This is a genomic window from Vibrio sp. 10N.261.51.A3 (genome assembly GCF_041471965.1).
GTDB lineage: Bacteria > Pseudomonadota > Gammaproteobacteria > Enterobacterales > Vibrionaceae > Vibrio > Vibrio crassostreae_C.
Genome location: NZ_JBFRPK010000052.1, coordinates 34,672 through 58,373 on the forward strand (window position 1 = coordinate 34,672; position 23,702 = coordinate 58,373).

Sequence of the window (23,702 nt, forward strand, 5' to 3'; positions counted from 1 at the left end):
TGACCTTGTCAAAAGTATGGGCTCTGTAGCTGCGAGAAGTCAAAACAACGCGTAGAATGAGCCAGCTTTTTATTATATGAATTAAAAAATGACCTCTCCAACCGATCCATATGTTGATATTCGTCCTTACGGCGATGATGAAATTCCAGCGGCACTAAACCGTCTTATTAATGATGAAGAATTTATCAGTGCAATCTTGCACTACCGTTTTTCAAACCATGCGTCTTGGTTCAAAGCATTAATGAGCCCGATTTTGCGTGTGTACTTAAAAATGAAGTGGAGCAAGCTGACTAGCGTTGAATCCATTCAGATTGAAGTGAAAAAGTACTTACGCGACACGTTAGCGAAAACCACTAACGGTGTGACGTACACTGGTATCGAGTCACTGGATGCGAACCAAGCTTATCTGTTTGTATCAAACCATCGTGACATTGCTATGGATCCTGCGTTGGTAAATTACGCTCTGCATCAAAATAATCATCAGACTTGTCGTATCGCTATCGGAGACAACCTGTTGAAAAAGCCATGTGCGACTGAATTGATGCGTTTAAACAAGAGCTTCATCGTAAAGCGTTCTTTGAAAGGACCGCGTGAGATGATGAAAGCGCTAGGGCAGTTGTCTTCTTACATTAAGCACTCTCTAGAAACGGGCAACTCAATCTGGATCGCTCAAAAGGAAGGTCGTGCGAAAGACGGTAACGATTTTACTGAGCCAGCAATTTTGAAAATGTTCCACGTTGAAGGACGTAAGCAAAAAATTGCTTTCCCTGAATACGTGAAGTCATTGAAGATTGTTCCTGTGGCTATTTCTTACGAGAACGACCCATGTGACACGGCTAAAGCGATAGAGCTTTTCGAAAAAGACGTAAACGGCAGTTACGAAAAGGGTGAGTTTGAAGATATCGAAAGTATCATTCAAGGCATCATCGGTGATAAAGGACGCGTTCACGTTGGTTTCGGTCAGGTTATCGACCAAGATTTTGATACGCCTGAAGCGCTTGCTGAAGAGATCGATCGTCAGATCCACGATAACTACAAACTGTTCCCAGTAAACTTGCTGGCAGCAGAAAAAGAAGATGAGTCGATTACAGCGGCCGTTAAACAAGAGTTTGAAGCTAAACTGTCGAGCCTGCCACAAGGTGCGCGTCAGTACTTGATCGATAGCTACGCCAACCCAGTGAAGAACATTGGTTAACGAGCGTTAGTTAGCTTGCTAGTTGATTAGCAACTTGATTGAATTGAAAAAGGAGCCTTGGGCTCCTTTTTTGTTTCTGAATCACCATTTGTTGCTGCGATCGAGCATTAACGTATTAGAGCATTAGAGCATTAGAGCATTAGAGCATTAGAGCATTAGCCTGAATTAGCGAGCGACTGCACCACCGAGATCTAGATTGGTTGGCCATTTGGTTACGGTGTTGCCGCCCAGATAGATGTTGCCTTTGACTGTCATGGTCTCGGGGAATGTTGTAATCCCAGAACCACCTATATAAAGGTCGCCGTCAATCACGATCCCGTTGGGTAACTCGGTTAAAGGAGTGCGGATCACGCTCAGATCGCCTTTTACTCTAAAGCCATTCGGTAGCCTTTCCAGTGGAGTGTCGGTGAGGTTGATAAAGCCGCCCACTCTTACACCTCTTGGCCAGCTGGTGATTTGGCTGCCAATCAAGTCGACGTAACCTTTTATCTTAACCCCGCTCGGGACTCGAGCGAGTTGGCTGTTAGAGCCTTTAAGGCTGCCGTTCACTTCTAACCCTTTGGGTAGGCGTGTGATCGCAGTATTCTCTATATTGAGATTACCATCTACCACCAAGCCAGTTGGAAGTGATGTATAAGGCTTATTTCGTAGATATAAGTTTCCGTAATTATCGAGATGGTTCAATATTTGATAGTGATCGAGTGGTTCAGCACTGACATTTGTTATGGTTAAGGAACCAATAATAAGTGCAATTATTCTGAGCATAACAGGCTTCTTATTACGATAGACGCTTACACTATAATGGAAAAATTAATCTCGCATAGTGTTTTACCCATTTGGCGGTAGATTAACGAGGAATGGAGCAAAGATGATAGGTAAATTAATGATTAGAGTAAATATACGAATTATTAAGGTCTTTCTGATAGCCGCTTCAGTGTTTGGCTCAATGTCTGCGAGTGCCAACAAAGTAATTTCAACGCCCGGTAAAGCTGCGGTGGTGGTGACACAAGGCGGTCAACAGCAACGAGTTTGTTATTACGATGACAAGGCTTATAGCATTGGGGCAGTGTTAGAGGTGGGGGGCGTAGTGATTCAGTGCGCTGCAGAAAACGATTTTGAGCAAAATGGGTCACTGGCTTGGGTTCAATTAAAAAAAGACGAGTAATTCACTCGTCTTTTAATAAGCATATAAATGCTTATATTAACGCGCTAGAGAGCGAGTCTTAAGTTCAAAAATAATCTTCTCAGCGCTAACTTCAAATTTAAAGCGAGCGTGCAACTCTGTGCTTTCTTCAGTCATCTCTGATGCTTCGAACTCAACGTTGCTAGACACTTGTTTAGCAAGTTCAACATACTTAGCAAACTCAGCTTCAATCAGTGCTTTTGAGTTTCCGTAAACCGTTACTTCAGCAACATCGTCGCCTTCTTTAATGATGAACCCGATTTCGCCTGCACAGCCGCAAGCCTCACATACATCGTTGTTACCAATATCTTGGCTCATAAATAATCCTCTTACAAAGTCTGAGGTTATTCTAACGAGCAATTTGAACTGTATCTACAAAAATTAAAACCTTTGAACTAATTTATACTGGTATGCTATGTTGTTTGTTAAGGTGTTTGATGAATATCTATATTCGCGCCGCCAAATATGTATGTGATTTACCTCACGTTTTGTTGAAAAGGAATGTTATTAATATGTCAGAATATCATTCACTTAGTTGCGCCAGAAATGATTTTATAAGATTATCTATCGCTTGATAGGTATTTATACAATGAATTTTTCGTTGGGTATTTCATATTCTAAGTAGTTATTTAAACTTATCGACTTAGGATTGTAAGGTGATTTTCGAAGAATAATTAGACAAAGTGTCCAAAGAGGCATCACTGTAAAATTGTTCGTACATAGTATTTGTGTGAATTTAGTTATAAATACTTGCGAAAAAATACCTTGCTCACATAATGCTGATAACGATTTTCATTCTGACTTCATTTGATTGAGTTAGATGGATTTACAAAGAGAAGAGCCTGAATATGCCAAAGCGTAGTAAAGAAGATACAGAAATCACGATCCAGAAAATCATGGATGCCGTTGTAGACCAGCTACTAAGATTGGGTTACGACAAGATGTCATACACGACGTTGAGTCAACAAACGGGTGTTTCTCGTACAGGTATAAGTCATCACTTTCCAAAGAAAACGGATTTTACTGCTGCTCTAGACGGTCGTATTTTCAAGATGTTCGTGGAACACATTGACTTCGAAAATGGCCTTGACGCATTTTCAGCTAGCTGGGTTGCAGCACTTGAAGACGCTGAGTTCCTAGCAATCTTACGTTTACTTTTCCATCATATCGTTACTGCTGAGAGCGCGCATGAGTTCGCTGCAAACGGTATTGATCGTCTATACAAGCTGACTGAAACTCAGTTTGGCGATACTAGCGGTAAAGAACTAGAGTGGCTGATTGGTAAATCATTGATTCGTATGAGCCAATAATCAGTACTCAATAAAAGAAGCTCCTACGGGGGCTTTTTTTGTGCTTGCAGTTTCACTTCTTGTACGTTTTTCTCTCAATCCCACATCGATGTCGCAGTCTTGTTGATTGATGCTGAATGATGTTATTTCCTTTCTTTTTATATGCTTACGCTCGCGGCTTGTTTTACTCTTCAGTGTTAAAAGCTAAGTAACCCTAACGGGTAGTGTTCATTTCTAGAGCCTCAAATGCTCAAGGTGAGTCGTTTTGGTGCTTGCTGCTGTGGTTATTAATAAAATTGAGTTTAAGCCGAGATAGTGGCTGTGAGCCAATAAAAAGCCCCGAAAAAATCGAGGCTTAGGATTACGTCATTGTTATCAAGAACGAATACTCAAAACGAGTCGCTCCTTAATCGGACTTATTGTGCGGGGTGAACCTGAGGGAAGCTCATGGTTGGGTGTTTTTCTACGATACTTTTGTAACCATACACATCTTCTATCATCGAAGGTTTCAGTGCATCCCAAGGCTTGCCATCACACACCAAATTGCCATCTTTCAATACCACCAATCGATCGGAATACTGCGCGGCTAAGTTGAGATCATGCAAAACCACGATAACCGCGGCATTGTGGTTATCGGCTAATTCTCTCGCAATCTTTAAGGTGTTGTGCTGGTGGGCAAGATCCAGTGCAGAGGTTGGTTCATCAAGCATCAAAATACATTGGTCACCAGAGTGGTGAAGCTGAGTTAACACTCGAGCCAAGTGCACTCGCTGCTTTTCACCGCCTGATAGCGAAGGATAAAGTCTTTCACTCAGGTGAGTCACATCAGCAACATCCATTTTTTGGCTAGCAATGCTGGTCAGCTTCTTGTTGGATTCTTGCAGAGGAATCCCACCAAGCTCGACAACTTCATGTGCCAAGAATGGGAAGGTCAAGGTGTTGTGTTGAGGAAGCATAGCAAGGTGCTTAGCTAACTTGTGAGAAGGCCACTTGTCTTTGCTGTGTCCAAAGTATTGAATATCGCCGTTGCTTGATATCTCTTGGCATAAAGCTTTAAGCAGCGTGCTTTTACCTGCGCCATTTGGCCCAAGCAGTGTAGTTACCTTTCCCGCTTCAATCTCAATAGAAACGCCATCTAATATCACTTTACTGCCGAACTTCACTTCGATATCGGTCGCTTTTAAAGCTGAAGGAAACATTAAAGGATTCTCCCTTTCTGTTGAAATAGTAGATATAAGAAGAATGGGGCGCCGATAATCGCAGTGACAATACCAACAGGAAGTTCAGCCGGAGCAAGTACCACACGTGAGAACATGTCTGCGGCGGTTAGCAGCAGTGCACCTAGTACCGCTGATAGTGGCAACAGAACTCGGTGGTCAGGGCCTGCCAACATGCGACCTAAATGTGGGATAACCAATCCAATAAAACCAATCATGCCAGACAGGCTAACTGTGATACCAACGCCCGCAGCCGTCAGTAGAATCAGCTTTCGTTTCAGCTTTTGAACTGGGATACCAAGGTGTTGCGCTTCTGACTCGCCCAGTAATAGAGCATTTAGAGACATCGCTTGGCGGTAGAAAACAACAAACAAGCCAACGAGCGTGACAGCTGCCAGCAAAATTCCTGACCACTTAGCGCCCGCCAATGAACCCATCGACCACAATGAAAGATCGCGCAGCATTTGGTCATCAGCAATGAAATTCAAGAAGCCAATACCTGCGCCAGAGAGCGCACTGATCGCCACACCCGCCAACAACATGATGGTGACAGAGGTGCCGAATTTACCTGTACCCAGCTTATACACCAGCAGCGTGGTTAAAGCGCCGCCAAGAAAAGCGAACACAGGAACCGCAGCAAAGTTCATGAAAGCAGGGTATCGAAGCGATAGCTCAGAGAACAAAACGATAGCCAGTGCAGCACCTAATGCTGCGCCCGCAGACACACCTATGATGCCAGGTTCTGCAAGTGGGTTTCGAAACAAACCCTGCATCACTGCACCACACAAGGCGAGGATCGCACCAATCAGCATGCACAAGATGGTTCTAGGTAAGCGGATCTCTTGAATCACTAAGTTGATGTGAGGTGCTAAGTCATTGTTTGGTTTAATTAAGCTTGTGGCGCTGTCCGCTAAGCTAATGTTCATTGGCCCAACAGTGATCGAGTACAGCGCGACAAAAGCTAGGGTTGCACCTAGAGCTAACATCGACGTTTTCAGTGGGACGGAGCGTAACAACATAAAGGGCCTCAATATCTATCGCTAACTTCGACCTCCTTCAACAACAGCGTGAGTCAGTTGGTGAGGGAAGCGAATTAGCGATAGCAGAAATAGGGTGGTTGAGTTATAGCGGGTAGATAAGTGCGTTTAGACGCTTTGCTTCAGAGAGGCTTTCTAGGCCAAGCCCGCCAACCAAAGCACTGCCATTTACGGTAATGATTTGCTTGTTCATACCTGCAGGCGTTGCCGCTAGCATAGGCAGTGATTTCAGGATGGCATCTGCGCCGCCCATTTTTTGATAACTACGGCCGCTTACTAAAATGACATCAGGTTGCATCTCAACGAGTGATTCCATTGAAAGTGGCTTGTAAGACGTTAAGCTCTGAGCGGCAGGGTTGATACCGCCAGCTAACTCGATGATTGCGTTTGGTGATGTTTCACCGCCAGCAACGTTGGCAGGGCGACCTTCATGCAGCAACAGGAATAGAACTTTCTTCGCTTCGTTGCTTGGTACTTGGTTCGCTTTCAGTGCTGCGATCTTTTGATTCACATCGGTTTTCACTTGCTGCGAGTGGTCTTCGGTATGGGTGATCTTTGCGATTTGGTCGATACGCTTTAATAGCCCTTCCACGTTTGCTTCAGTGTTAACAATCTCTACATCGACGCCTGCCGATTTTAATTGAGAGATAGCGTTGTCTGGTCCCATTTCATCCGAGCCAATCAATGTGGTTGGTTCTAGGGCAAGTAAGCCTTCCGCAGACAGGTTTCGGTGATAACCAATCTTTGGCAGGTTTTCTCCTTGAGGGAAGTGGCTGGTCACATCAATCGCGACTAACTGCTCTTCGGCACCTAATGCCAAAACCAATTCAGTAACGGCACTGCCAGCACTGATGATTCGAGGTTGTTCAGCGTCGTTGGCCATTGCGGGTGCGCTAAGTGCCAGGCTGATTGCAGCTAATGAAAGAAGAGGTGTCTTGGTCTTTAATTTATTGAGCACGTTTAAGTTGTTCATAATAAGTTCTTTATATTTTCTTTTTGTATCGCGAAGATACTCAGTGAGCAGTCCGTTCGCATTGTGAGTTCGAATCGATAGAGAGGCTTAGTCTGCTTGTTTAGTTTTATCAACCAGAAGCCAAACCTCGTGAAAATTGAGTGTCGCTCTAGCCATCGTCCGTGAGCAATTGAGTCGCTGGTATTCCGTTTTCTTGAAGGAATGAAAGCAACTTCACTAGGTTCTCCACGTTAGCGGCTTTATCTGCGCCAATGATGATCGGTTTTTTATCCGTTGAACCAGTCTCTTCTAACAGCGCAATCTTGAAGTTTTCCCAGTCGATGTATTCTTGGCCGTTAATTGCCCAGTAGGGTTCGCGGTCTAAAATATTGACGCTAATTGAATCCTTGTGGACTTCAGAAACGTTTTTAACATCCGAGCTTGGCAGCTCAACTTCTAGCGATTCCAGCTTTACCGATGCCGTAAGCAATAGAAAAACCATCACGATAAAAATGATGTCGAGCAGCGGTGTTAAGTCTGGCGCTAGGCTCTGTGTGTGAGATGAGTGGGGCGTTTTAATCATGCTTGACTCACATCACCGATAGAGGTTTTGTTGATAGGCTTACCTTGAGTATCATCAGACTGATTGGTTTGAATCGACATGCCTTCTAGCCACACATTCACATAGTTCAATGTATGCTCCAATTGAGCCAGCACTCGATCGGCCCATAGCCCTAGTAGCTGAGCACCAGAAATAGCAGGAAGCGCAATCATCAAACCTGCTGCTGTGGTTCGCATTGCTAATCCAAGACCGTCTGCCAAATCATTAGGCGTGATGCTGCCTGTTGTCGCGGCAACGCCTTTAAACATCTCAATAAGACCAAGTACCGTACCAAGCAAGCCGATGAGTGGGCTGATCACGCCGATCAAACCAAGCAGTCTTAAACCTGCATGAAGCTGGTGGCGTTTTTCTTGTAGCCAGATCCCAGCGGCATCTTCACGTAACCCTTTTGAGAAAGAGTGGTGAGCAAGCAACATTGACACGCCCTTGTACAAGAGCGGGCGTTTACCTGAAATCGACTGAGCAAGCGCTTCAATCTCTTTGCTGTTGGTTGGTGAGGTTTGGTTTAACTCGCGACGAATGGCACGTTTGCCCACACCAATGCTGAGCATGACTTGGAAGACACGTTCAGCGATGATCATTGCTGTTAATGCTGAGCAGATAAGAAGAGGCCAAGTCATTAAGCCAAGTTGATCTTGTAAGTAACTGATTTGTTGCATGATTAATCCAACCTAAAACGAACAGGTATTTGTACTCGGTGAGCAATCGCTCGACCATTGACAGTGTGAGGTGAGAATTTCCATTGTTTAATGGCATCTAATGCGGCGTTATCGAGCATTAGCGCGCCTGATGAATTTACTAATGCTTGTTTAATTTGTTTGCCTTCAGCGTCTAGCCAGATCTCATAAGTCGCGACACCTTCAACGCCACGACGTCTTGCTTGGCGAGGGTAATTCGGTGGGGTAGGACGCGCAGAGAACGAAGGCTGAGTGACTAAAACCGGCTCTTGGTTTGATACGCCTTGGTTTACTTCCTGAGACTGGTTGGCAGATTCGTCCATATTCTTATCGACTTTCTTGTCGGCCAGTTTCTCTGGTTGAGTGGCTGGCTCTGGGCGTTCTTTCTTCACCACCTTTTTCTCAGTCACTGGTTTCTTTTGAACAGGCTTTTTCTCGACAACCTTCTTTTCAATCACTTTTTTCTCAACTTTCTTTGGTTGAGGTTTATTGGTGATCGCTTTTTTCTTTGGGGTTGGCTTAGTTTGCTTTGGCTCAACCGTTTTTGGTTCGGCTTGTGAGACGGTTTCTTTTATTGGCTCAGGTTTAACTGGCTCTGTGATTGTTTTTTGCTGAGCTTGTGAAGGAACGCTCTTAGGAGTGAAGTTGATCGATACCGTGTTCGATTGGCTACCTGCAGGCATCGCAAATACTTTGGATTCTTGAGCGACAAACAACAACGCGGCATGAATCACTAACGATGCACCGCCTGCAATAACATATCTAGGAACGTTCACAATCAATCCTTTACCAAATCAAAATTCCGTATCGGATTATTGCTTAGAATCTAAATAAGATCAATTATCAATTGCATTATCATTTGCGTGTATTTATGATTCTCTCAGTTTTTAGCGAATAGTCTTCCAGACTTTGCTATGTAAGTGTTTAGAGAGATTATATGAGTCTTAATATTTATAAATTTGACGAATCAATCTTGGGCGTTTCTAGCCCTGATCCGCTTCGTTTTGCGTTTGCGAAAAAGCATTCTGCACACGCCGGAGGAAGTTCAATTCCGGTCGACCCCAGTAAGAAGTTAGAACTCTTTGACGAACTGATGCTGAGTGAAGGGAAAAAACAGGATACGCGTTGCTTGTATATCCACATTCCTTTCTGTCGTGTGCGTTGTACGTTCTGCAATTTCTTCCAAAATGCCGCAAGCCGTAAATTAGTGGATGAGTATTTCGATGCACTGATGGTCGAGCTAAAGCAGAAAGCCAAAACACCTTGGGCTCAGTCTGGACTATTTCACGCCGTCTATATTGGTGGCGGAACTCCCACCGATTTGTCGTCTCAACAAGTTGAGCAGCTGGGTAAAGCGATTCGTCAATATTTCCCACTAGCAAACGATGTTGAGATGACATTGGAAGGGCGCATCAATCGATTTGGTGACGAGATGTTTGATCGTGCGCTTGAAGGTGGCTTCAATCGTTTCTCGTTCGGTATTCAAAGTTTCAATACTCAGGTTCGACGTAGTGCTAAGCGCCTAGATGACCGAGAGGTTGTGCTAGAACGTATCAGTTCACTAAGCCGCACCGAGCAAGCGCCAATCGTTCTTGATCTGTTATACGGATTACCACACCAATCTATGGAAGTGTTCCAACAAGATTTAGAAGACTACATGTCTACTGGCGCACACGGCATTGACCTCTACCAACTGATTGTTGCGGGCAATGCACCTATGCTTAATCTTGTTGAGAAAGGAAAAATCCCACCGCCTGCGAATACGCCAGATAAGGCGAGCATGTATTTGGCGGCTGTGGAGTTCATGGCAAAAAATAAGGTCAAGCAACTGAGCGTAAACCACTGGACTCGTGATAACCGCGAACGCAGCATTTACAACAGCTTAGCGAAAACTTATGCCGAAGTTCTACCCATTGGTTGTGGCGCTGGTGGCAACATCGGCGGTCATGGTGTGATGCAGCATCGAACTATAGACAGCTACATGGAGTCTATAAAGCAAGGTCAATTACCTATTGCCATGATGACTAAGCAAAGCTCATTAGAGCCTATCTTCTCAACATTAAAGGCAGGTTTCGATTCTGGTGTTGTTAGAAGAAGTACGCTACCGAGATTTATGGGGCAAGATACGTTCGACTACCTCAAGCCTTTGTTCGCGCATTGGGAACAGAACGGTTTAGTTGAGCTTTCGGAAGATTACTTGAGCCTGACCATTGCAGGCAGCTTCTGGGCAGTAAGCCTCGCTCAGAGTGTGATTCAAGTGCTTAACGCTGAATACCAAGCTATGCACCCAGCGCCTAAAGCGTCAGGTTCGGGCGTACACCCGCATGCAAGTTTGAAGCACGCTTAATATCGAATTTTTAGTTTATAACTTACTCGTTTATACGGAACATATTCAATGACAGATACAACATTAGAAATGACAGAAACTCTAGAACAACGCGTAGCTCTAATTTTAGAAGAAGAGCCAAAACTACTGCCAACAGCAATTGCTGAGAAGCTCGGAGTTTCAGAGGTTGAAGTGGTTGCTGCTTTTCCAAACGACATGGCGGTAATGCTAGATGGCAGCCGTGCTCAAGAGATTCTAGAAGGTTTAGTGGGTTGGGGCCCTGTGACCACTATCGTGCATTCATTTGGTTCTATCTTTGAAGTTAAAGCGCCGTTCCCTAAAGGTAAAGTAGCACGTGGTTACTACAACCTTATGGGTAAAGAAGGCGAGCTTCATGGTCACCTGAAACTCGACAACGTTAAACAGATCGGTTTGGTGAGCAAAGCGTTCATGGGCCGTGAAAGTCATTACTTCGGTTTCTTCAGTGAAACGGGCGAGAACATTTTTAAGATCTACCTAGGTCGCAACGAAAAGCGTGAGCTTATTGCCGACCAAGTAGAACGCTTCAAAGCGTTAAAAGAACAAGCTTAAGTACAGGCAATAGTAAATAATCAGCAGCAATCTGACATAGGGTTGCCAACTGGCTTAAACAAGACATCAATGCTCGAGGATCGTTTAGTTCGCTAATGATCGCTCAACCTCGGGCAAAAATAATAAATCAGAGAAAGTGAAGAAAGGAATTACCCATGGAACAGCAAGTAAAACAAGAACGTCTACAAGGTCGCCTAGGTCCAGAAATCAAAGAGTTTCGCCAAGAGCGCCGTACCCTTCAACTTGCAACGGTTGATGAAGAAGGTCGCCCGAACGTAAGTTACGCACCTTTCGTTCAGAACCAAGAAGGTTACTTTGTTCTAATTTCTGATATTGCTCGTCATGCTCGTAACTTGAAAGCGAACCCTCAAGTCTCTTTGATGATGATTGAAGACGAAGAGAGCTCGAAGCAACTTTACGCACGTAAACGTTTAACGTTTGATGCTCAAGCAAGTGTTGTGGAGCGTGAAACAGAGCTTTGGACTCAAGTGATTGGCCAGATGCAAGAGCGTTTTGGTGAAATCATTGATGGTTTGAGCCAACTTCAAGACTTCTCTCTATTCAACCTTAAAGCAGAGAACGGCCTATTCGTTAAAGGCTTTGGTCAAGCATACCAAGTGTCAGGCGACGATCTGGTGGATTTCGTTCACCTACAAGAAGGCCACAAAAAAGTGTCTAACGAATAATCTCGTTTAACCGATTTCTTCAGGAGCCCTCCAATGTGAGGGCTTTTTTATGTCTAAATCAAAGAGTTTGGTATATTGGCGTTTGATGATTATTTATGTGTAAGGATCGGTACGTGAAACCAGTAAGTCGAGATTGGGACGAGTTTTGTTATCCGTTTATCTATGAAGACAGTCCTATCTGTGATTTTGAGATTTTGTCGGATGAACTTTGTTGCCGAGTTGGATTGGTGTTGTCTTTAGAGCTAGAGCCTCAGGTTCGTGAGATCCTGCAACGCTTGCAGCCAAACATCTACCATTTGAATGGCTCTGTGCGCGGTAAGCTTGCCATCACCGAGTCTGAATTGGTCGAGCTCAAGCAAGACTATCATCGTATCCGCGATCAGCTAGAAGGTGGTTTTAAAGGTTTTGTCTTACCCGGTGGACACCGAGTATCTAGTGAACTTCACTTGTGTCGTTGTCAGGCTAAAAAGGTCGTGCGATCGCTGGTCAGTATTGAACATCATGAAAGCAAAAAGTCGCCAGCCCCGATTCTTTTTAAATACGCAAACCTAGTGGCGAACACTCTCTATGCATTGGCCTCTTTTACCAATCATGTGAATGAAGTCGAGGAAGTGGAATTTGTGAGTAAGAGCTACTCTATGCCGAAAAAGTCTATGCCAGAAAACAAAGACTAACGGTTAGCTCTATTCTTATTAAGATTTGAAGAAAGAAGAGACTAAGAAGCTAAACCATTGAGCACTATGCCAGGTTTAGCTTCTATAACAGAGCCTAAGCAGCCGTAGAGGCGCCGTTTAAGACTTTTGCGCCGCGTAGCATAGCTTCGATTAATTCACCCGCGTTGAACTTCTCAAGCGCTTCATGCGCCCCCACCTGATTAGCACGGTCGACACAGATCTCACTGGACAGTGAGGTATGCAAAATACAGTAAGCGTGACTTAAAGCGCTGTCGTTTTGCACTTCAAATGCAAGCTCATAACCATCTAATCCCGGCATCTCGATATCACTCACCAGAAGATCAATGGCATTGCCAGCGCTGGCTTGGCGTCGCATTAGGTCGATGGCATCTAAGCCGTTGTTACATATGCTGTAAGGGATGTTGATGCTGTCTAAGGCATCAGATAACTGTTTACGTGCAATCAAAGAGTCATCCACTAATAAGATGTTCAATGCTTTGAGGCGTTCCCTCTCTACATCGGTCAGCATCGGGATATGAGCATTCTCATAAGCTGGGTAGATCTTAGAAAGCAGCAGTTCCACATCGAGCATTTGCACAATACGGTCTTCAAAACGTGTAATACCCGTTACAAACACATTGCGACCCACACTGGTGGGTGGAGATTCAATGCTCTTCCAGTCGCATTCAATGATTTTATCAATTGAACGAACCAAGAACGCCACAACTGTTCTCAAACAGTCAGTAACGATGAGTACACAATCTTGGTATTCAGCGGGTGTTATCGGACGGAAGCCAATCGCAGCGGACATATCAATCACAGGAACTGTAAGGTCGCGGATAGTCACTGTACCAATCACGTGATGATGGGAGTAGGGGATCTGAGTCATCGGCTGAAAAGGGACGATTTCTCTGACCTTAAGCGTGCCAATCGCAAAACTTTGAGTGAGGGACAACTTGAACATCAACATTCCCTGTGACTGACTCGCTTTACTGATCGGTTTGGCCATAAGTGGCTCCTACTTAATACGCGCTTAATTTATAAGGATTAATTTAAAGGGAAATGGAAGCCGCAGCAAGTCGCGATGCGGTTTTTAATGGCCTTTAAGGCAGTTGTTTTCGGTTATAGAGTGAAGAATAGCGGTTCTTGGGTTAAAATCACGCTAAATACTCGCTGTCGATGGTTAGTCGACAAGCAGACAGCAACAAACTGAGAATTATCATGGCAAGAACAGCAGCAGCGCTTCATATTCTGGTGAAGCATAAAGAACTAGCAGAAGACATCATGACGCAGCTTAAAAAGGGCGCTAAATTTCAAACGCTAGCGAAGAAACATTCAACCTGTCCATCTGGTAAAAAGGGCGGCGACCTAGGTGAGTTCAAAAAAGGTCAAATGGTGCCTCAGTTTGATAAGGTTTGTTTCTCTGGCGAGACGCTTGTACCACACCTTGTGAAAACAAAATTTGGCTGGCACGTCGTGAAGGTTCTTTACAGAACTTAGTTATAAATATGTGTTAGATTGAATAAAAGGAGCGTATATACGCTCCTTTTTTGTGACTTTTGTGCGCGTTTTAAAGCACTACGGTTGAGTGTTCATCCCAGACGTTATGCGATAATTGGTGCTACGCCCTCAACCATCCACCGTGAGTAATTGGTAGGAGGAGGAGGGTTTTTAATGAGTAACTCATATAATAAATACCATTCTTGAGGAAATTTATTGCAGCTTTGCCTTTTAGCCTTTGCCTTTTCTAAAAAGCTGTAAACGAGTTTGGTAGGAGAACAACATGGAGAGTTCAGCTATGTTAAGCAAACCAGCGACAGATGTCATATTGCATGCCTTTGACTGGTGCTACGCTGACGTAATGAAGAACGCCCCACTGATCCAAGAGTTGGGTTATAAATCTGTTTTAGTATCACCGGCGATGAAATCGCTGCGCGGCCCTAAAGGTTGCGATCGAAATTCTGGTACTCAATGGTGGCAACGCTATCAGCCCCAAGACTATCGTGTGATCGATAATCAGTTGGGTGACACACAAGATTTTAAAGCGATGGTCGACACGTTAAAGCGACATGGGCTTCGTACTTATGTGGATGTGGTGTTTAACCACATGGCCAACGAATCGGGTATCCGCGGTGATCTAACGTATCCCAATCAGCAAGACATGGCGTCTTATCAAAAAGATGCTGACTATTATGAATCCATACGTTTGTTTGGTGACCTTTCTGAGCCTCTTTTTGATGAGAACGACTTCGTGGAAGCGTTTGGTATCAAGAACTGGAAAGACACGTGGGAAGTGCAAAACGGGCGTATTACCGGTGGCGCGAGCGACCCTGGCCTGCCAACGCTACTCGATAACGATAATGTGGTGGCACAACAAAGAGCCTACCTAAAAGCACTGAAAGAGATTGGTGTGAAAGGATTTCGCATTGATGCGGCAAAGCATATGACACTGGCACACCTACGCAAGGTGTGGACGGATGACATCTGCGAAGAAATGCACATCTTCGGTGAGATCATTACCGATGGCGGCGCGACAGAAGAAGAGTATGAGCTGTTCCTTGAGCCTTATCTTAAACACACTCGCTTAGGCGCTTACGATTTCCCGTTGTTCAACACCATCTTCAAAGCATTTGAAGAGCAGGGCAGCTTTAAGTCTTTGATTAACCCATACTGTTTTGGTCAGGCTCTGTCGAATATGCGAGCGATCACGTTTGCGGTCACTCATGATATTCCCAATAACGAGGTGTTTTTGGAGCATGTGATGGATGAAGTGGATGAGCGATTGGCTCATGCTTTCATTCTTGGTCGAGACGGCGGTGTGCCGCTTGTTTACAGTGAACTGAGCACCAGCGGTATTCTGGACAAGAGCGGTCAGCCTCGTTGGCTTAACGACTGGCAAGCGCCTTACATGAAAAGCATGATTCAATTCCATAACCATGTTCATGGCGAAGCGATGCGTGTGGTTGAAGCGAATGATGATTTGTTGGTGTTTGTCCGTGGCGATAAAGGCATTGTGGTGATCAACAAGTCGAAGCGAAGCAAAACAGCCTCATTAAATTGGACTGGTGCGGTAACCGATTTACTGTCGGATGATGTGTTTGAATGTGTTGGTAAGGATTTAACCATCAAGGTGGAATCGAACCAATGTATGATGTTAACGACGAATGAATTGAAGCCTGTCACGAGTTAACTTGGATAGACTAGAAAGAGAAGCCCCGCTTACTGGCAATCAGTAATCGGGGCTTTTTATTTTAAGCTATTGCTCGGTAACTAAACCAAATGGCGACTCAGCCAAACGGCAACTGAGCCAAACCTTGGTTAAACCGTAAACTTATTCAATAGCTCGTCTTGTTGGCGAACATTGTCAGTTTGCTGCTGCATTGCGGTATTCGCTTCTTGGGCCGCTGTTGATACTTGTGTTGAAAGGTCTTTGATCTTAACAGTGTTGTTATTGATCTCTTCCGCTACTAAGCTCTGCTCTTCTGCCGCTGAAGCAATCTGGATGTTCATATCTGAGATGCGTTGAATCGCGTCACGGATACGGTCAAGTGAAGAGTTCGCTTGCTGAGCGCGTTCAACGGCGTCAGTGGCTGTGTCTTTACTTTGGTTCATCGCGTTCGATACTGAGCTTGCACCCGCTTGGAGCTGCTCGATCATGTTGCGGATTTCCGTAGTTGATTCTTGAGTACGTTGTGCCAGAGTACGAACTTCATCGGCAACGACTGCGAAACCACGGCCTGATTCACCAGCACGCGCCGCTTCAATAGCCGCATTCAATGCCAGTAGGTTGGTTTGGTCTGCAATATCGTTGATTACTTTTAGAATTGTTTCGATGTTGGCTGTTGCTGATTCAAGTACTTGTACTTCGGCAACCGCTTGGTCGATACGTGCTGAAAGGTTATCAATCGCTTGAGTGGTGTCACTTACGACAGATGTGCCGTCTAGCGTTGCTTCGTCTGCTTCACGGGCTGCCGCTGCTGCGCCTTGAGCATTGTTTGCAACTTCAGTTGCAGTAACCGCCATCTCGTTCATTGCAGTCGCTAACTGTTCAAGCTCTTCCAGTTGGGTATTCATCGCTTTCGCTGATTCGCCTGCACCTTTAACCGTGATTTCAGTACCACGCTTAATTTCAACACCAATCGCTTTCGATTGAATGATCTGATTTTGCAGGTTTTCAGTAAAGGTGTTGAAACCTTTCGCTAGGTCAGAGAACTCTTGGTCTGTGTTGGTATCTAGGCGCTTAGTTAAATCACCTTGACCGCTCGCCACATCTTGAATGGCTTGGTTAAGCGCATCCAGTGGACGCATTAACACACGAATCAGAACAGTCAGTGCAATGATGCTGAGAATAACTGCAATTAACGAGTAGATCATTGAGCTGTTCTTCAATTCTTCAACGGTTTGGAACGCGATCTCTTCATCGAGGATTGCACCTATATACCAATCTTCACTAGGGATGTGGGTGAAATTAACTAGGAACATTTTGCCGTCGACTTCAATTTCTTGAGAGCCTTCACGAATAGTCGCTTGTGGCATGTAGCTTGATAGCGTTTCACCGTTGTTTTTCGCATTTGGGTGAGCAATCGTGGTGCCGTCGGCTGTTACTAGGAACAGGTAACCCGCATCAAACAAGTTCACTTGGTTGACCAAGGTAGCAAGGTTCGTCAATTCTAGGTCGTAGAACATACCCGCAGTAAAGCGGCCGTTGTCTTTAACTGGAGTACCTACTGATATGATGACTTTCTTACTTGATGCATCCACATAAGGAGCGGTAACAACTAAACTGTTTTTGGATTTAGCATCAATGTACCAAGGACGAATTCGTGGGTCGTAGTCTGGACCGGCATCCCAACCATCATCATTTTCAATAACGAAACCGTTTGCTTCATAACCAAAACCAACCGCTAGGAAGCTGTTTTTAAGCTTTGGCTTTTCTAAGATTTCTTTAACGTAAGCGCGATCTTCAGGGTTGATCTCGATGACTTCAGTCGTCGATTGAGCCAACGCTTTCTTGGCGTTCATCTCCGATACGACGGTATTTTTCACGCCCGAGACCATCTCTTTCAGGCTCGCATTGACGTGGTTTTCTACTGCACTTCTTACAGTGTAAAGTTGTTGTATTGAAAGCAATGATACTGTCACTAGCAGCAAGGCTGATGATGCAGCAACCACCTTATGGCTAAATTTCATTGAGTTTTCCCCTTCTCACAGGCTTTGCGAAGACTAAAGTTAATCGTGTTTTTGTAATTATATATATCGACTAGATTGGATTTTACTTGAATGTAATTTCACAAAATAGACTACAAAAATACAACAACCTAAACAATGCAAAATTCACTAAAGCGCATATTTGTTGCTTTTAGTATTTGGTTCAATGAGTTGGGGAATGGGGCTAGACGGAGTTTAAGGAGGAATTAAGAATGTATTAATTTGATAGTTATGCGTTCAGTTTTCTATTAAAAAGAGGCGGGGTGAACAAACGATATGAAATCAAATGACATGCAGAGCTTATAAATTAATTGAACTCCAAATAATACTGTGTATATATTTTCGCAAATAAAAAGCCCCACAAAAGTGAGGCTTTATAAACTGAATCTTTATTGAGTTACATAAGTAGTATCTAATTTAGAATATTAGATGCGCTACACCAGCGATAACTGGAAGCGTAATTAACGTACGTAGAATAAAGATAATAAACAGTTCTAAGATGTTCACTGGAATCTTACTGCCTAGAAGTAGAGCGCCCACCTCAGACATGTAGATCAGCTGAGTTACCGACATTGCTGCAATAACAAAGCGAGTCATCTCGTTGTCGATAGAAGCCGCAAGGATTGCTGGGATAAACATGTCCGCAAAACCAACAACAATCGTTTCAGATGCTGCAACCGCTTCAGGAACACCAAGTAGCTCTAGGAATGGAATGAAAGGCTGACCTAGGATTGAGAACACAGACGTGTATTCCGCAATAACCAGTGCCATTGTACCTAAACCCATAACAACAGGCAGTACGCCAAATACCATATCTACGGCGTTACGAGCGCCTTCGCCAAATACAGATTTAGCCGACTTTACTTGAGATGCTTTATTTACCGCTAGCTCAAGACCCCAAGAGAACGTTGAGTGACCTGCTGGGATCGCGTCAGCGTCTTTGTGCGGCTTGCTGCCATCAATGAAAGTATCTTTCTTCATGCTTAGTGGTGGAAGGCGAGGGATGATCACCGCTGCCACAATACCCGCTAAACAGATTGCTGCGTAGAAAGGTAGGAACAGGTGCTCTAGTTCTACCTGAGCAATAACCACAAGACTGAATGTGATAGATACTGCTGAGAAAGTCGTACCAACAACCGCAGCTTCACGCTGAGTGTAGAATTTCTTCTCGTACTGTTTGCTTGTAAGCAGGATACCAACACTGCCGTCACCCAACCAAGAAGCCATACAGTCAATAGCACTGCGGCCTGGTAGGTTGAAGATTGGACGCATGATTTTACTTAGTAGCGTGCCAAACAGCTCTAGTAGACCAAAGTTAAGTAGAAGCGGAAGTAGCAAACCAGCAAAGATGAATACTGAGAACAGTGTCGGAAGCAGGCCTTCTAGAACCAGACCACCAGTATTTTCTTCCCAAATAACCTCAGGGCCAACTTGGAAGAAAGCCATAACGGCTGCAGCACCACCAATTAAACGAACCAGCAACCACAGTGGAGATGGGTTGAAAAGGCCGTTTAAAAATGAATTTGATGTAATGAATGTAGGCTTAAAAATGGTGCTTAAAACTGAAGCTACAGACATGAAAGCAACGATCGCAGTGATGATAGGGACTAGATATTCACCGAAAACCGCTTGAATTGATTTGGCTAAGATAGCTACAGGGATGGTTAGATCACCTTGATAGCTGATTGGCGCCATGAAAAGGAATAAACCAATCAATGATGGGATTAAGAAAACCCAGAAACTGCCTTTAGATTTCTCTGTTTGAGCAGTATTCTTGTTGTTAGACATGTTATTGTTCTCGAATTTCTACACGTAAAAAAGCCACATCCTTGGCATTTTTATTCACTAAACGTCCGTATTTTCTCATTGGGTGCAAGATTACCCAGTATTAATATCGCTTGCAATACTATTCATCAAATATCGCTAAATATTCATACTGGTTATTCTGCAACGTATTAAGAGTTTAGAATAAAGTGTTGCGGATGTTACGTAGTTTGAGGTTATATTGCCAGATATTTATAAATTGACTGGGGTTTCAGTTCGATAGGTCAAGTATAACCAGTAGCTAAACGCAATAATGAAAGCAAAAGAGGCAGGGAAAGCCAATGCCAAGATTTCGAAGCGTTGGAACAGACAAGCGCCAATTAAGCCGCCAAACAGGAAGCCAACCACAATGAAAATTAGCAGTTTGGCTTTACGGCAGTCAAAAGGCATCCCCTTTAAGCGAGCGCCAATCATGATCCCAAGATCGGTAATGATCCCGCTCATGTGTGTTGTTCGAATGATTGCCCCGCTGTAAGTGGTGATCATCGCGTTCTGCAAACCACACGCGGCTGAAGCGAAATACTGACCTGAAGTATAGCCTTGCAACAGTGTCCACAGCGCCAAAAACAGCAATCCACCCTCAATACATAGTGCAACACCGTAACGGCGTCCTAACTTCAATGCTTGGTTTTCAATAAAGAACCCGCTGAACGCCGCACCTAACATGAAGCTCATGATCACCAATAGGAGGTGAACAGAAGCCGAGGTCGGTGTAAGCAGGCTACTGCCTAGCAAAGACATGGTGCCGGAGATATGGGAGATAGCTTGATGTTGGAAGCCAAGTAAGCCGATAGCATTAACACTGCCAGCAAGACCAGCTAACAAAAGGGCGCCTCCTTCAACCCAGCGAGGTAACTTAGAAATCATGTGGTTCACCCTGGGTTAAATAGAGGAGCAAGATTATAACGCTAGACAAAAGATACGCTAGCGCTGTGAAGCGGTGATATTTGATCTTAGGCAACAGTATTGCAGTTTGTTTTAATACTGTTGCTATATAAAGATAACGCTCAATGACGAACTAGTTGTAATGGCTCATTTGGTGGTCGAACTTAACCCAACCGTGTTTGCGTTCTTCATAAACCGAAAAGGTCGGCAGTGGGAAGTCTTGCTCTTTAAATAATCCGAGCGGGACGATATAAAAATCAGCGGCGGCAACCGACTGCAAAAGCATGGTGGTGCCACACTTGGGACAAAACTGATAGGTGACTTCATTACCCGTATCGCTGATGCGTGAAAAAGAGGTCACTTCACCGCTGAGTGTAACTTGTTCTATTGGGAACCGAGCCTGAACGCCGAACACACTTCCGGTGCGTTTCTGACACTCATAGCAATGGCAGACAGATGTACGTTGAGGTTCACCGCGGCATACTAGGTTGACTGCTCCACAGCGGCATTCGCAACTTCTGATATTTCTATCTTTAATATGATTGATATCCATCCATGCTCCACTTCTGGTTAACCCTGTATTGATAATTATACTAAAGCCCTTTATGGTCTGCACAACTGGATGAAAACAAAAGAATATAATTGCCCATGAAAAAGAAAATCTTACCTATCCCTCTGATTCTACTGATTCCAATTGTCATGCTGGTTGTGGTGATAGTAGCGGGTATTTATCGCTTTAGCTTAAGTGATGAAGAGATCTTGGCGAAGTTTCCTTCTTCTCAAGTGAGTTATGATCCAGTCGTAGAAACCGTTTTTGATTTGAAGACGACCAATCCATGGACAATTAAAGTTCCTGAGACTAACGCCTACGCTTTTATCAATGAAGTTGATGAGCCTAGAGCCATCGCGTTTGGACGCTATGACTCAGGTGTTGAGCGCGGTGTGGTAACGGTAGACACAAATAATCTTTCAGCCGCCACGTTGGGCAAGGCGAGTTTCTTTGTCGCGCCGATGTGGATATCTAACCAAGGCAGCGGTGTTTTCTATTATCTAGGCCTGTTTAAGCATGACCAGCAACGAAGCCGTTTGGTGTTAGTCGACCAACTTTTACTGGGTGATCGTATACAAATTCAGACATTGGAGGTAGCTCAGCAGCCAGGTTCGCAATCACAGAATAAACTTACTGGGGAAGGTTTTATCGGCTTTACTCAGCATTCTGCGGAACAATCATTTGCAGAACCCCCTTCTGAAAAGGTGTTAATGAGTTTTTCTTTTGATACGCAATCAATTGGTAAGCAATAACGTTTTCGTGAATGTAAGGATCTGTTGTTTATGTGAGCCAAATTACATATTATCTTAGTTAGATGAATGAAATTTAGACACAGTTAGCTTTGTGTCCGCTTATTATTACAAATGGAGCTTGCGAATGATTAATAAACGTTTTTTTAAGACGAAAGATGAAGTTGAAGTGACCTTCGAGCTAGAAGCTCAAGAAGCGAACTCTGTATCCATCGTTGCTGACTTTCTTGATTGGAAAGCCACCCCAATGAAAAAACTGGCCAAAGGGAAGGTTTACAAGTTTAAAACTCGTCTACCTAAAGATGGCGAGTTTCAATTCCGCTACCTAGTTGATGACCAACAATGGGTGAACGATGCTAATGCCGATCGTTACATCCCAAATGAATTTGGTGAAGACAACTGCCTAGTGTCGACGGTAAACGCATAATCTTTTCTTAAAACCAGCGACTAATTCGCTTCGTTTATTAATTATTCGAAACGGAATAACGTCAACCAATAGAAAGCAGAAACTAGCCGTTTCTGCTTTTTTATTTTTAAATTTAGCGGTTAATTTTATTTCTTATCTAGTGGCTCTTCATCTACGGCAACTCAATGACTTAGGCTAAGTTGGGAAGATTCACATCATATTATGACAATGCATTGATGATTTATGCGTTTGAAAAGCATATCCTATGCCTTTATATCGTAGAAAGACCTGTTTACCGTGTATTCAAAAATATTTCCCTCTCCGTTTGCTGAGCTTTCACCTGTAAAAAAAGTAGCTATTTTGGGACTGCCACTTATTGCTGCGATTGGTGTTGCTTTGCAATCGTCACAATCGGATCTGACGAAAACGATCGATCTTGATTTGCCCGACTCAACCGTTATTGAGTCAATTCTGTCACCATCTTCTGTTACCGTTATTGAGCCGCCGACATTTGAGTATCAAATTCAATCTGGCGATAACTTGAGTAGCATCTTCACTCAGCTTGGATTTTCTTACAAATCGATGATGAGCGTGATGGAAACTGATTTGAACTTCCTTGCTTTAGATACGCTTCGTCCGGGTAATACATTACGCTTTTGGCGTGATGAAGCGACCGGCGACCTTTCTAAAATGGAACTTCAATTTAGCGTCGCGGACAAAGTGGTTTACCGATTACTTGATGACGGCAGCTACGAATTCGAAGACATCTCTATTCCTGGTGAATGGAAGCAAAAACCTTTAGTGGGTGATATTCAAGGCAGCTTCTCTATGTCGGCGAACAAGGTTGGCCTGAGCAGTCTTGAGATTGACCATATTGTGACTCTTCTTAAAGATAAGCTGAACTTTAGCCGAGACCTACGTGCTGGCGATCAGTTTGAAGTGCTTCAAAAAGCGCAATATGTTGATGGTGTTGCAACCGGAAAACGTGAAATTGAAGCAATTAAGATCATGAATCGTAACCGCGTTGTGTCAGCATACTTACACACTGACGGACAATATTACGATGCTAATGGCGATAGCTTACAACGTGCTTTCCAACGTTACCCAGTGAGCAGTAGCTGGCGCCAAAGTTCTCAGTTTAACCCTAAGCGCTTACACCCTGTGACTGGCCGCATTTCACCGCACAACGGTACGGATTTCGCGACACCAATTGGCACACCTGTTCAAGCAACGGGTGATGGCAAAGTGATCATGACGCGTAAACACCCTTATGCGGGTAACTATGTGGTGATTCAACACGGTAGCACTTATAAAACGCGCTACTTGCACTTAAGCAAGATCCTTGTTCGTAAAGGACAAACGGTATCTCGTGGTCAACGTATTGGCCTATCGGGTAAAACGGGTCGAGTGACAGGTGCTCACTTGCACTATGAACTGATCGAACGTGGTCGCCCTGTTGATGCGATGAAAGCGAATATCCCAATGGCCGATTCTGTGCCTAAAAAGGAAAAAGCGACATTCACAGCCGCGAGAGATGAAGCCGACAAGCTATTGAAGGCAGCGTTAGAAACGCGCAATCTAGCAATGGTTAATAATGCTAGTAAGTAGCTAGCCATTAAACTGTTTTAAAG

General features: G+C 44.1%; 25 protein-coding genes. 12 read left to right on the forward strand and 13 right to left on the reverse strand.

All coding sequences use genetic code 11. The features are described from left to right. Positions 1 to 88 precede the first annotated feature (88 nt). A complete protein-coding gene (locus tag AB4371_RS13510; protein WP_017062764.1) occupies positions 89 to 1,195 on the forward strand; it encodes a 1-acyl-sn-glycerol-3-phosphate acyltransferase in 1,107 nt (368 codons plus the stop codon). Positions 1,196 to 1,360: 165 nt separating this feature from the next. Here AB4371_RS13510 and AB4371_RS13515 read toward each other — a convergent pair whose 3' ends face one another. After that, positions 1,361 to 1,960, reverse strand: coding sequence for a hypothetical protein (locus AB4371_RS13515; protein WP_017062763.1), 600 nt, complete (start codon positions 1,958 to 1,960; stop codon positions 1,361 to 1,363). A gap of 103 nt (positions 1,961 to 2,063) precedes the next feature. On the opposite strand from AB4371_RS13515, the gene AB4371_RS13520 reads away from it, so the two are divergent. After that, on the forward strand, positions 2,064 to 2,360 hold the full coding sequence (locus AB4371_RS13520) for a YnjH family protein (protein WP_017067955.1): 297 nt from the start codon (positions 2,064 to 2,066) through the stop codon (positions 2,358 to 2,360). A 36-nt stretch (positions 2,361 to 2,396) separates the two neighbouring features. Here the strand turns inward: AB4371_RS13520 and AB4371_RS13525 are convergent, their stop codons facing one another. Then, positions 2,397 to 2,696 carry a YfcZ/YiiS family protein gene (locus AB4371_RS13525; protein WP_017062761.1) on the reverse strand — a complete coding sequence of 100 codons (300 nt, stop codon included), beginning with the start codon at positions 2,694 to 2,696 and terminating at the stop codon, positions 2,397 to 2,399. 530 nt (positions 2,697 to 3,226) lie between these two features. Between AB4371_RS13525 and AB4371_RS13530 the strand changes: the two genes are divergently transcribed. Beyond that, positions 3,227 to 3,688, forward strand: a complete 462-nt coding sequence (locus tag AB4371_RS13530; protein WP_017062760.1) for a TetR/AcrR family transcriptional regulator — start codon at positions 3,227 to 3,229, stop codon at positions 3,686 to 3,688. Positions 3,689 to 4,083: 395 nt separating this feature from the next. Here AB4371_RS13530 and AB4371_RS13535 read toward each other — a convergent pair whose 3' ends face one another. The 6 genes from AB4371_RS13535 to AB4371_RS13560 all read right to left on the reverse strand — a co-directional run bounded on the left by AB4371_RS13535 (position 4,084) and on the right by AB4371_RS13560 (position 8,948). Continuing rightward, complete coding sequence (locus AB4371_RS13535) at positions 4,084 to 4,866, reverse strand: heme ABC transporter ATP-binding protein (RefSeq protein WP_372150080.1); 783 nt, start codon at positions 4,864 to 4,866, stop codon at positions 4,084 to 4,086. Next, entirely contained in the window at positions 4,866 to 5,903 is a 1,038-nt protein-coding gene (locus AB4371_RS13540; protein WP_102321335.1) for an iron ABC transporter permease, read from the reverse strand. The genes AB4371_RS13535 and AB4371_RS13540 overlap by 1 nt, the downstream gene beginning before the upstream one ends. A gap of 103 nt (positions 5,904 to 6,006) precedes the next feature. Further along, positions 6,007 to 6,894, reverse strand: coding sequence for a hemin ABC transporter substrate-binding protein (locus AB4371_RS13545; RefSeq protein ID WP_017062757.1), 888 nt, complete (start codon positions 6,892 to 6,894; stop codon positions 6,007 to 6,009). Positions 6,895 to 7,042: 148 nt separating this feature from the next. After that, positions 7,043 to 7,456, reverse strand: a complete 414-nt coding sequence (locus AB4371_RS13550; protein WP_017062756.1) for a biopolymer transporter ExbD — start codon at positions 7,454 to 7,456, stop codon at positions 7,043 to 7,045. Next, positions 7,453 to 8,154 (reverse strand): MotA/TolQ/ExbB proton channel family protein, encoded by a 702-nt coding sequence (locus AB4371_RS13555; RefSeq protein ID WP_065583702.1) that lies wholly within the window; start codon positions 8,152 to 8,154, stop codon positions 7,453 to 7,455. The genes AB4371_RS13550 and AB4371_RS13555 overlap by 4 nt, the downstream gene beginning before the upstream one ends. 2 nt (positions 8,155 to 8,156) lie before the next feature. Next, the gene (locus tag AB4371_RS13560; protein WP_372150082.1) at positions 8,157 to 8,948 is read right to left on the reverse strand and encodes an energy transducer TonB; all 792 of its coding nucleotides are present in this window, start codon (positions 8,946 to 8,948) and stop codon (positions 8,157 to 8,159) included. A gap of 161 nt (positions 8,949 to 9,109) precedes the next feature. Between AB4371_RS13560 and hutW the strand changes: the two genes are divergently transcribed. From hutW to AB4371_RS13580, 4 genes are all read left to right on the forward strand, one after another. Continuing rightward, on the forward strand, positions 9,110 to 10,519 hold the full coding sequence (gene hutW, locus AB4371_RS13565) for a heme anaerobic degradation radical SAM methyltransferase ChuW/HutW (protein ID WP_372150085.1): 1,410 nt from the start codon (positions 9,110 to 9,112) through the stop codon (positions 10,517 to 10,519). A gap of 48 nt (positions 10,520 to 10,567) precedes the next feature. Further along, positions 10,568 to 11,089, forward strand: coding sequence for a heme utilization cystosolic carrier protein HutX (hutX, locus tag AB4371_RS13570; protein WP_017087351.1), 522 nt, complete (start codon positions 10,568 to 10,570; stop codon positions 11,087 to 11,089). A 155-nt stretch (positions 11,090 to 11,244) separates the two neighbouring features. Beyond that, a complete protein-coding gene (hutZ, locus tag AB4371_RS13575; RefSeq protein ID WP_004731858.1) occupies positions 11,245 to 11,775 on the forward strand; it encodes a heme utilization protein HutZ in 531 nt (176 codons plus the stop codon). Positions 11,776 to 11,888: 113 nt separating this feature from the next. Beyond that, positions 11,889 to 12,449, forward strand: a complete 561-nt coding sequence (locus AB4371_RS13580; protein WP_372103995.1) for an ATP:cob(I)alamin adenosyltransferase — start codon at positions 11,889 to 11,891, stop codon at positions 12,447 to 12,449. Positions 12,450 to 12,543: 94 nt separating this feature from the next. Here AB4371_RS13580 and AB4371_RS13585 read toward each other — a convergent pair whose 3' ends face one another. After that, complete coding sequence (locus tag AB4371_RS13585; RefSeq protein WP_017062751.1) at positions 12,544 to 13,458, reverse strand: chemotaxis protein; 915 nt, start codon at positions 13,456 to 13,458, stop codon at positions 12,544 to 12,546. Positions 13,459 to 13,628: 170 nt separating this feature from the next. Between AB4371_RS13585 and ppiC the strand changes: the two genes are divergently transcribed. Continuing rightward, complete coding sequence (gene ppiC, locus AB4371_RS13590; RefSeq protein WP_017630085.1) at positions 13,629 to 13,949, forward strand: peptidylprolyl isomerase PpiC; 321 nt, start codon at positions 13,629 to 13,631, stop codon at positions 13,947 to 13,949. Positions 13,950 to 14,232: 283 nt separating this feature from the next. Continuing rightward, on the forward strand, positions 14,233 to 15,639 hold the full coding sequence (locus AB4371_RS13595) for an alpha-amylase family glycosyl hydrolase (protein ID WP_017062749.1): 1,407 nt from the start codon (positions 14,233 to 14,235) through the stop codon (positions 15,637 to 15,639). A 128-nt stretch (positions 15,640 to 15,767) separates the two neighbouring features. Here AB4371_RS13595 and AB4371_RS13600 read toward each other — a convergent pair whose 3' ends face one another. From AB4371_RS13600 to AB4371_RS13615, 4 genes are all read right to left on the reverse strand, one after another. Then, the gene (locus tag AB4371_RS13600; RefSeq protein WP_017062748.1) at positions 15,768 to 17,639 is read right to left on the reverse strand and encodes a methyl-accepting chemotaxis protein; all 1,872 of its coding nucleotides are present in this window, start codon (positions 17,637 to 17,639) and stop codon (positions 15,768 to 15,770) included. Positions 17,640 to 18,074: 435 nt separating this feature from the next. Continuing rightward, a complete protein-coding gene (locus tag AB4371_RS13605; protein ID WP_372150088.1) occupies positions 18,075 to 19,445 on the reverse strand; it encodes a YjiH family protein in 1,371 nt (456 codons plus the stop codon). Positions 19,446 to 19,673: 228 nt separating this feature from the next. Continuing rightward, positions 19,674 to 20,348 carry a YoaK family protein gene (locus tag AB4371_RS13610; RefSeq protein ID WP_372150090.1) on the reverse strand — a complete coding sequence of 225 codons (675 nt, stop codon included), beginning with the start codon at positions 20,346 to 20,348 and terminating at the stop codon, positions 19,674 to 19,676. A gap of 151 nt (positions 20,349 to 20,499) precedes the next feature. After that, complete coding sequence (locus AB4371_RS13615; protein ID WP_372150091.1) at positions 20,500 to 20,982, reverse strand: GFA family protein; 483 nt, start codon at positions 20,980 to 20,982, stop codon at positions 20,500 to 20,502. 32 nt (positions 20,983 to 21,014) lie between these two features. Here AB4371_RS13615 and AB4371_RS13620 point away from each other — a divergent pair, with 32 nt between their 5' ends. From AB4371_RS13620 to AB4371_RS13630, 3 genes are all read left to right on the forward strand, one after another. Then, positions 21,015 to 21,668, forward strand: coding sequence for a hypothetical protein (locus tag AB4371_RS13620; protein WP_372150094.1), 654 nt, complete (start codon positions 21,015 to 21,017; stop codon positions 21,666 to 21,668). Between the two features lie 124 nt (positions 21,669 to 21,792). Continuing rightward, positions 21,793 to 22,092, forward strand: a complete 300-nt coding sequence (locus tag AB4371_RS13625) for an isoamylase early set domain-containing protein (RefSeq protein ID WP_009845720.1) — start codon at positions 21,793 to 21,795, stop codon at positions 22,090 to 22,092. Positions 22,093 to 22,368: 276 nt separating this feature from the next. Beyond that, positions 22,369 to 23,679, forward strand: coding sequence for a peptidoglycan DD-metalloendopeptidase family protein (locus tag AB4371_RS13630; protein WP_171732763.1), 1,311 nt, complete (start codon positions 22,369 to 22,371; stop codon positions 23,677 to 23,679). Positions 23,680 to 23,702: the final 23 nt, after the last annotated feature.